Here is an 8090-nt window from a genome sequence, read left to right as displayed (position 1 = left end):
CTGCTGGCGGCGGGCCACTCGGTGCGGGTGTGGAACCGCTCGCCGGGCCCGGTGGCCGAACTGGTCGCCGACGGGGCCACGGCCGCCGGAACGCTCGCCGGGGCGTTCGGGGCGCAGGTGGTGGTGTCGATGCTCGCGGACGACCGGGTGGTCGAAGACCTGCTGCTGGACGGGGAGTTGCTGTCGGGCGCGCAGGCCGTCACGCACGTCAACATGGCCACCGTCTCCCCCGCGCTGGCCCGCCGGGCCGCCGAACTGCACGCCCGGCACGGCATCGGGTACGTCGCGGCGCCGGTGTTGGGCCGCACCGACGTCGCGGCGGCCGGGAACCTGAACGTCCTGGCCGCCGGTCCGTCCGCCGAACTCGACCGGGTGGCACCGCTGTTCGAGGCGATGGGCCGCCGCACCTGGCCGCTCGGGGAGGATCCGGCGGCCGCCAACGTCGCGAAGATCAGCGCCAACTTCCTGCTGGTGTCGGCGATCGAGGCGTTCTCCGAGGCGGCCGCGCTCGCCGAGGCCAGCGGGCTCGACCCGGCGGCACTGCTCGCCGTGCTCACCGACTCCCTCTTCCCCGGCCCGGTGTACGCCGGTTACGGAGGGATGATCACCCGGGGGACCTTCGAACCGGCCGGGTTCCGCCTGACACTGGGCCTGAAGGACGTCAACCTCGCCCTGGAGGCCGGGAGCGCCGCCGAAGTCCCGCTCCCGCTGGCCTCGTTGCTGCGCGACTCGCTGCTCCAGGCGATCGCCCACGGCCACGGCGAGCAGGACCTGGCGGCGATCTCCACCACCTCCCGCACCCGCGCCGGAATCTGACAGGGCGTCAATCACCAGGACGCCGTCCGACCCGACTCCCCTACCGTCCGACCGTGTTGGGGACGGAGCCGTCGCCGGTCTCCGGCGCGGCGAGGTCGGGGACGCCGGGCGCGAGCCTGGTGGGGTCCGCGTCCGCACGGCCGGCGAGGTCCCGGTGGACCTGCTGGGAGACGCGCTGGACGGTGCCGATGCCGTAGGACTCGGTGGGGTCGTCGTCGGTGAGGACGGCGATCCGGTAGACCCGGTCGGGGGCGGTGAAGATGCCGAGACTGTGCACCCGCCAGCCGTGCGTGGCGCGCTGCAGCCAGCCGTTCTTGACGTGCGTCGTGACGCCGGGCGGCGCCCCGAAGGGGGTGCCCCAGCGCTGGTCCTCCTCCACCTCGGCCATCAACTGCAGCCCGTAGGAGCGGTGTTCGGGGGTGAGGACGTCGGAGTCGGTGGCGTAGACGTCCAGTTGCTTCAGTTCGTCACCGGCGGTGACCTGGGTGAGCCCGAAGCCGTCGGCGGACAGCACCGTGTCGTACATGCCCGCGAGGTCGAGGAAGTTCCGCATCCGGGCCGGGCCCACGTACTTCCACAGCCGGACGGCGGCGGCGTTGTCCGACCGGGTGATCATCGGCCGCAGGTTCTCCTCCTCGAACGGCGTCAGCGGCCGGTCCTCGTCCTGGGCGAGCCTCAGCACCGCGCCCATGATGGTGACCTTGACGATGCTCGCCGAGTCGAAGTGCCTGCCGGGGTCAAGGAAGCACGACACCCCGGTGCCGGAGTCGCGCACGGCGAGGGCGAGCGTGGACTGCCTCCCCCGGACGGCCTCGGCGATGTCGCGGGCCAGGCGCTCGGCCAGCTCGGGGTCGGCCGCCGAGGAGCAGCGCACGGCGTGCCCGACCGGCGGGGCGGGGGCCGGCGGGACGGGGACTGCCGGGGCGGGGGCCGCCGACGCGGGGGCCGGAACGAGGGCGAGGGCGGCGGCGGCCGCGAGCACCCCGGCGAGCCTGGCGGCCGCGGGGCGCGGATCGGTGCGGTGGCGGGTTGCCGTGGTGGCCATGGTGGCGGGGCTCCTGGATCTGCCGGGGCGTACTACGACGGGTGCCGGAGGAGGGTGGCGCGGGCGGCCTGCGGGACGGCCGGCCGCCCGGGGACGGGGTGCCCGAGGGCAGGTTGCCCGGGGACGGGGTGCGCGGGCGCCGGCGGCACGGCCACCGCGTAGGGGTGGCGCAGGTGGTCGCCGAGCGTGCTCTGCGGCCCGCCGTCGGCCGGGACCTCGACCACGCGGCTGTTGTTGAAGTCGGCGATGTACACGTTGCCCCGGGCGTCCGCGGCCACGCCGGTGGGGAAGTCCAGCCCCTCGCCGACGGTGGTCTGCGGCCCGCCGCCGTGCGGCAGTTCCACCACCCGGTTGTTGTAGGGGTCCGCGACGAACAGGTCGCCGGCACCGTCGAAGGCCAGGTTGGTGGGGTCCGCGACCTGCACCGGCACCTCGCGCTGCGGGCCGCCGTCGGCCGGGACCTCGACCACCCGGTTGTTGTAGGGGTCGGCGATGTAGACGTTGCCCGACGCGTCCAGCGCGACCCCCGTCGGGTTGCCCAGGCCGCTGCCGACCGTGGTCGGCGGGGAACCGTCGGCGGGGAGCCTCAGCACCCGCCCGTGGTCGGTGTCGGCAACGTAGAGCGTCCCGGCGCCGTCGACCGCGACGCCGTAGGGGGACTTCAGCTCCACGTCCGGGCGTACGACGGTGCGCCGCCCGGTGCCGGCGGACACCTTCAGGACGCGGTCGTGGCGGCTGTCGGCGATGTACACGTCGCCGCCGGCGCCGACCGCCACGCCGTTGGGCAGGTCCAGGCCCCGGGCCACCACCTCCTGCCCGCGGGCCCCCGCCCCGTCCACCCTGACCACCTGGTCGTTGTAGGTGTCCGCGATGTACACCCCGCCGCCCGCCCCGGGCCACCCGGCGGAGGCCGGAGCCACGGAAGCCGGAGCCGCGGGGACCGCCACGACCGGGACCGCCACAGCCGGGGCGGAGGCGGCCAGGGCGGAAGCGACGAGGGCGGCGGCCACCAGGACGGAGGCCGCCCCGGGCCCCGACGCCGGTGCGCCCGACCGCCGGGCCCGCCGCGCAGCCCGCGTAGCCCGCGCAGCCCCACCCGGAACGCTCCGCTCCGGGACACTCCCGTCCGGGACGCCCCCGTCCGGGACGGCGGTCGCGCGGGACGGGGAAGTACGGGACGGTTTCACGATCAGCCCTTCGGGAGACGGTCGAGCCGGGGAACCGGCGGCCGGGGCGACGGCGCCGACCGCGGGCGGCCGGGGCGACCGCACCGACTGCAGGCGCCGCCCGGCCCGCCCGATCAGCACCCTAGGCCGCCGCCCGCACCCGACCGGTGCCCCGAAACACCGTTCCCCGCAAGGCCGCTCGAACGGGCGGAGCGCGCACGGAACACCACGCGCGGCCCCGACCGCCCCCGCACACCCCCTTTTCGTCGTATTGACGACAACTGCCTCCCTCCTTTATCGTCATCACGACGAAAAGAGAGGGCACCGATTCCCATGGCCGACATCACCCGCCGCTTCGGCTTCCGCCACCTGCGCTCCGCCCCCACCAGCCACATCCGCCACCTGCGGGGCGGCCAACTCGCCCACGAGGGCACCGGGCTGGCCTTCTGGTTCCGGCCGCTCACCGCCGCGATCTCCGAAGTCCCGGCCGACGACCGCGAGTTGGCGATGATGTTCCACGCCCGCACCGCGGACTTCCAGGACCTCGCGGTGCAGGCCACCGTCACCTACCGGATCAGCGACCCGACCACCGCCGCCGCCCGCCTCGACTTCGGCATCGACCCGGACACCGGCAGCTGGCGCGCCGAACCGCTCGCCCAGCTCGGCACCCTGCTGACCGAGACCGCCCAGCAGCACGCGCTCCAGCTGATCGCCCGCACCCCGCTCGCCGACACCCTGGTCGACGGCGTGGCGACCGTCCGGGCCCGGATCGCCGAGGGTCTGGCCGCCGAACCCCGGCTGGCCGAGATCGGGTTGACGGTGCTCGCGGTGCGCGTCACCGCCGTCCGGCCGGAGGCCGAGATGGAGCGGGCGCTGCGCACCCCGGCCCGCGAGCAGGTCCAGCAGGAGGCCGACCGGGCGACGTACGAGCGGCGCGCCGTCGCGGTCGAGCGGGAGCGCACGATCGCCGAGAACGAACTCGCCAGCCAGATCGAACTGGCCCGCCGCGAGGAGGAGTTGGTCAAGCAGCGGGGCGCCAACGCGCGGCGCGAGGCGGAGCAGAAGGCCGCCGCGGACGCGGTCCGCACCGACGCGGAGGCGGCCCGCCGCACCAGGATGGCGGTCGCCGAGGCCGAGGCGGCGGGCACCCTGGCCGTCCAACAGGCCGAAGCAGCAAGGACGTTGGGCGAGGCGAAGGCGGCCGCGGAGGCCGCCTGGCTGGCCGCGCACCAGCAGGCGGGCCCCGAGGTGCTGCGGGCGCTGGCGATGATCCGGCTGGCCGAGCACCTGCCCCGGATCGACAGCATCACCCTCACCCCGGACGTCCTCACCGGCCTGCTCAGCCGCCTCACCACCCCCGACTCCCCCGAGGGGAACGGGCGGTGAGCCTCGCCCCGCGCGTGGTGCTGATCCACCGGCGCACCGAGTACGAGGAGCTGATCGCCAGGCACGGCACCCGCGGCCAGGCCGAGTTCTTCCTCTCCCGGCGCGGCCGTTCGCTGGCCGAGGCCGAACGGCGCCACCACCTGGCCCGCGGCGCGCTGGCCGAGGTGTCGGCCGCGGTGCCGCTGGACTGGCGCCAGGCCCGGGTCGAGCGCTCCGACCTGGACCGCTTCCTGTTCGGCCCGGAGGACGTGGTCGTGGTGGTCGGCCAGGACGGCCTGGTGGCGAACGCCGCGAAGTACCTGGCGGGGCAGCCGGTGGTCGGCATCGACGCCGAGCCGGGCCGCAACGCGGGCGTGCTGGTCCGGCACCGGGCCGGGCAGGCCGGGGCGCTGCTGCGGGCGGCCGTCCTGCCGGGCGCGGAACAGCGCCTGGAGCTGCGCACGATGGTGGAGGCGGTCGCGGACGACACCCAGCGGCTGCTCGCGCTGAACGAGATCTACCTCGGCCAGCCGGGCCACCAGACCGCCCGCTACCGGCTGGCCGCGCCGGGCGGCGCCGCCGAGTCGCAGGCGTCCTCGGGGGTGCTGGTCGGCACCGGCACCGGCGCCACCGGCTGGTGCCGCTCGGCCTGGCTGGAGCGCTCCAGCCGGCTGGACCTGCCCGCGCCGACCGCCCCGCGCCTGTCCTGGTTCGTCCGCGAGGCGTGGCCGTCCCCGGTGACCGGCACCTCCCGGGTGGAGGGCCTGCTGGACGCCGACCAGCACCTCGCCCTGACGGTCGAGTCCGAGCTGCTGGTCGCGTTCGGCGACGGCATTGAGTCGGACGCCCTGCAACTCACCTGGGGCCAGACCGTCCGGATCGGCCCGGCCGCGCAACGCCTGCACCTGCTGGTCTGACCGCCCGCCGCCCGCCGCCGCCAAGCCGCCCTGTCACCGCCCCCTGCCACAATCCGGCCCCATGGAGCAACCCCCCGCCCCGACCGCCCTGGCCGGCCTCGACCGGATCGACTGGTCGCGTCTGCGGCACGCCTACGGCCCCGCCGACGACGTCCCCGCCCTGCTGCGCGCGCTGGCCGACGCCGCCGACCCCGAGTCCCGGTCGGAGGCCGGGCTGGAGGCATGGAGCAGCCTGGCGCACCAGGGCACGGTGTACGCGGCCTCGGTGGCGGCGGTCCCGTTCCTCGCCGCGCTGGCGGTGGCCGACACCGGCCCGGCCGCGGCCGAGGAGAACCGGACCATCGCGCTGGACCTGCTGGCGGAGATCGCGAAGAGCACCGACGAGCACGAGCTGCCCGCCCCGGGTGCCGCCCGCGCCGCCGTGATCGAACAACTCCCCTTGCTCCAGGCCCCGTTGGACGACCCGGCCAGGAAGGTCCGACAGGCCGCGCTCGCCCTGCTGCTCGCCTGCGCCCCGACCACCGGCAGCGCCCCGACCGCCATCCGCACCGCCCTGCACCGCCGTTGGCGGCACGAGCCCGATCCCACCGTCCGCGCGGACCTGCTGGCCGTCCGCGCCGCCGCCGACCCGGCGGCCCTTGCCGAACTGCGCGGCCTCGCCCTCTCCCCCGCCGGGCCCGCGCCCGTCCGGATCGCTGCACTGCGCGCGACCGTCGACCACGGTCTGCCCTGGGATGCCGAACTCTCCTCCACCGCCGCCCAGTTGCTCCCGTTCGGCCCCCACGTCGAGCACACCCGGTTGATCCGTTGGGCGCTGCCCGCACTCGCCACCGGCCTGCACCGGCGCGGCAACCCGGCGGACGCCCTCACCCTGCTAGAGACGGTGGCCGCCCGCCCGGAGGCGACGACCTCCCGCCCGGAACCGTCAGCCGCCCAGCCGGGAACGGCGGCCGCCGATGAACTCCTGTCCGCCGCAGACGACTTGGCGCGGTGCTCCCGCAGCGCCCCGGCCCGGCTGCTGCCCCTGCTGCTCCCGTTCCTCGACGGTGGCGACCCCGAACGCACCACCCGGGTGCTCGACGCGCTCGCCCAGTGGGGCGAGCCGGCCCCGCAGGCCGTGCCCGCGCTGCTGCGCCTGGCCGACCGGCCCGACCCGCTTGGCGACCGCGCGCTGCACACCCTGCTGCTCCTGCCCCGGTCCGCCCACCCCGCGCACACCCCAGCGCGCCTCGCCGCCCTGCTGGCCGACCGGCTGCCGCACCGCTGGCAGTCGCTGCGCACCGTCCACCAGCAGTCCGTCGCGCAGCCGCCCACGCTCCTCCCGTTCGACCCGGCGCTGCTGGCGGCCGTCCGGTCCGAACTGCTCTCCCCCGCGCCCCCGCCGCCGAACAGCGGCCTACCGGAGCACAACCTCGCGGCCAACCGCGTCACCGAGCTGCTCGGCCTGCTCACCGCCTGGGGCCCGGCCGCCCGCCCCGCGCTGCCCGAGCTGCTGCAACTGCTGGACGAGCGCCCGGCCCGCGTCCACCTGTCTCCGCTGACCGAGGCCCTGGCCGCCGTCGCCGACCCGACCCGGCACCCCGAGGCGCCCGCTGCCCTGCACGCACTGGTGTCGGCCCCCGCCGCCCCGTGGTACGACCGCGTCTCGGCCGCCACCGCCCTGCGCGCGCTGACCGGCGACGAGGCCCCGCTGCTGGCCCTGCTCGCCACCGCCTTCGACACTGGCGACGCCCGCGGCACCGGCGAACCCGGCGACGCCCTCGAGGCCGGCGACCGGTACCGGCTGGAGTACGCGCTGTCCCTCCTCCCGGCCCTCGGCGAGAGCGCCCGCCCGCTGCTGCCCGCCCTGTCGGCCCTGCTCGCCGCCCCGGGGCCGCACCCGGAGCGCCTGTTCCCCGCTGCCGAGACCATCCGCGCGCTGACCGGTGACGACGCCCCGCTGCTGGCCCTGGTCACCGCCGCCCTGGCCCGTGACGCGGAGACCGCCCAGCGCTCCCGGCGCCCGCTGCGGCTGGCCGCCGACCTCGGGCCCGCCGCCGCGCCCACCACCCCCCTGCTGCTGCGCCTGCTGGCGCACCCGCGGAACGCCGCCGACGCCGCCCGCGCACTGTCCGCCGCCCACCCCGGCAGCGCGCGTCCGGGCGGCCTCGCCCGTACCGAGCTGGCCGACCGCGTCCTGGCCGCGCTGGCCGCCGACGCCTCCACGGCCGCCCTGGAGGCCCTGGAGGTGCTGGCCGCCGCCGAGCCGCTCACCGCGCCCCAGCTGGCCGCCCTGCACCGCCTGGCCGAGGGCGACGCGCGGGCCGTCCACAGCGGCGTGTACCAGCGGATGGTCGCGGAGGACCTCGCGGTCCGCGCCGCCGCCCGGTCCCTGCACGCCCGGCTGTCCGCTGCCTGACCCGCGTCCAACCCGTCACGCACCACCAGCCCGCGACCGGCCGCCCGCGCTCCGCCTACGATGGAACGGCGCCCGCCCAGCGGCGCCCGCGCGACGGCCCCGACGGGAAGAAGGCCCGGCCATGACCCGACGATTCGCACTCACGTTCCCCGGAGAGACCGGCGGCCACGCCGAACAGGACGTGGTGGTGGTCGAGGCGACCGGCGCCCGCGGCCCGGGCGGCCACCCGGTGTACGCGGACCCGTCCGGCATCGTGCAGGCCGAGATCAGCGACCAGGGCGAAGTCCGGATGCTGGCCAGCGGCGGCCACCAGACCCCGAACACCCCGCTGCACGCCGAACCCCTGCCCTGAGCAAAGCGACGGCGGGGCCGCCCGCCCACCG

Annotated in this window: 7 protein-coding genes; 5 read left to right on the top strand and 2 right to left on the bottom strand. The window is 76.7% G+C overall.

Annotated features, from left to right (window positions below; all coding sequences use genetic code 11):
* The coding region (locus ACFUEL_RS30225) for an NAD(P)-dependent oxidoreductase (RefSeq protein WP_380239961.1) at window positions 1-816 on the top strand (816 nt) is incomplete at its 5' end.
* A 40-nt stretch (window positions 817-856) separates the two neighbouring features.
* On the opposite strand, the gene ACFUEL_RS30220 is transcribed toward ACFUEL_RS30225, so the two are convergent.
* Both ACFUEL_RS30220 and ACFUEL_RS30215 read right to left on the bottom strand, forming a co-directional pair.
* Window positions 857-1861 (bottom strand): serine hydrolase, encoded by a 1005-nt coding sequence (locus ACFUEL_RS30220; protein ID WP_380239960.1) that lies wholly within the window; start codon window positions 1859-1861, stop codon window positions 857-859.
* A 32-nt stretch (window positions 1862-1893) separates the two neighbouring features.
* Window positions 1894-2781: an SMP-30/gluconolactonase/LRE family protein gene (locus ACFUEL_RS30215; RefSeq protein WP_380239959.1), complete on the bottom strand. Its 888-nt coding sequence runs from the start codon at window positions 2779-2781 to the stop codon at window positions 1894-1896.
* Window positions 2782-3360: 579 nt separating this feature from the next.
* Here ACFUEL_RS30215 and ACFUEL_RS30210 point away from each other — a divergent pair.
* The 4 genes from ACFUEL_RS30210 (at window position 3361) to ACFUEL_RS30195 (ending at window position 8059) form a co-directional block, all read left to right on the top strand.
* Complete coding sequence (locus ACFUEL_RS30210; RefSeq protein ID WP_380239958.1) at window positions 3361-4413, top strand: SPFH domain-containing protein; 1053 nt, start codon at window positions 3361-3363, stop codon at window positions 4411-4413.
* Window positions 4410-5309 carry a hypothetical protein gene (locus ACFUEL_RS30205; protein WP_380239957.1) on the top strand — a complete coding sequence of 300 codons (900 nt, stop codon included), beginning with the start codon at window positions 4410-4412 and terminating at the stop codon, window positions 5307-5309. Before ACFUEL_RS30210 ends, ACFUEL_RS30205 begins: the two co-directional genes overlap by 4 nt.
* A gap of 61 nt (window positions 5310-5370) precedes the next feature.
* The gene (locus tag ACFUEL_RS30200) at window positions 5371-7707 is read left to right on the top strand and encodes a hypothetical protein (protein ID WP_380239956.1); all 2337 of its coding nucleotides are present in this window, start codon (window positions 5371-5373) and stop codon (window positions 7705-7707) included.
* 121 nt (window positions 7708-7828) lie between these two features.
* Window positions 7829-8059, top strand: a complete 231-nt coding sequence (locus ACFUEL_RS30195; protein ID WP_344554636.1) for a DUF6296 family protein — start codon at window positions 7829-7831, stop codon at window positions 8057-8059.
* Window positions 8060-8090: the final 31 nt, after the last annotated feature.

Source organism: Kitasatospora sp. NPDC057198 (assembly GCF_042670125.1).
Lineage (GTDB): Bacteria > Actinomycetota > Actinomycetes > Streptomycetales > Streptomycetaceae > Kitasatospora.
This window is presented reverse-complemented; position numbering and strand designations above follow the sequence as displayed.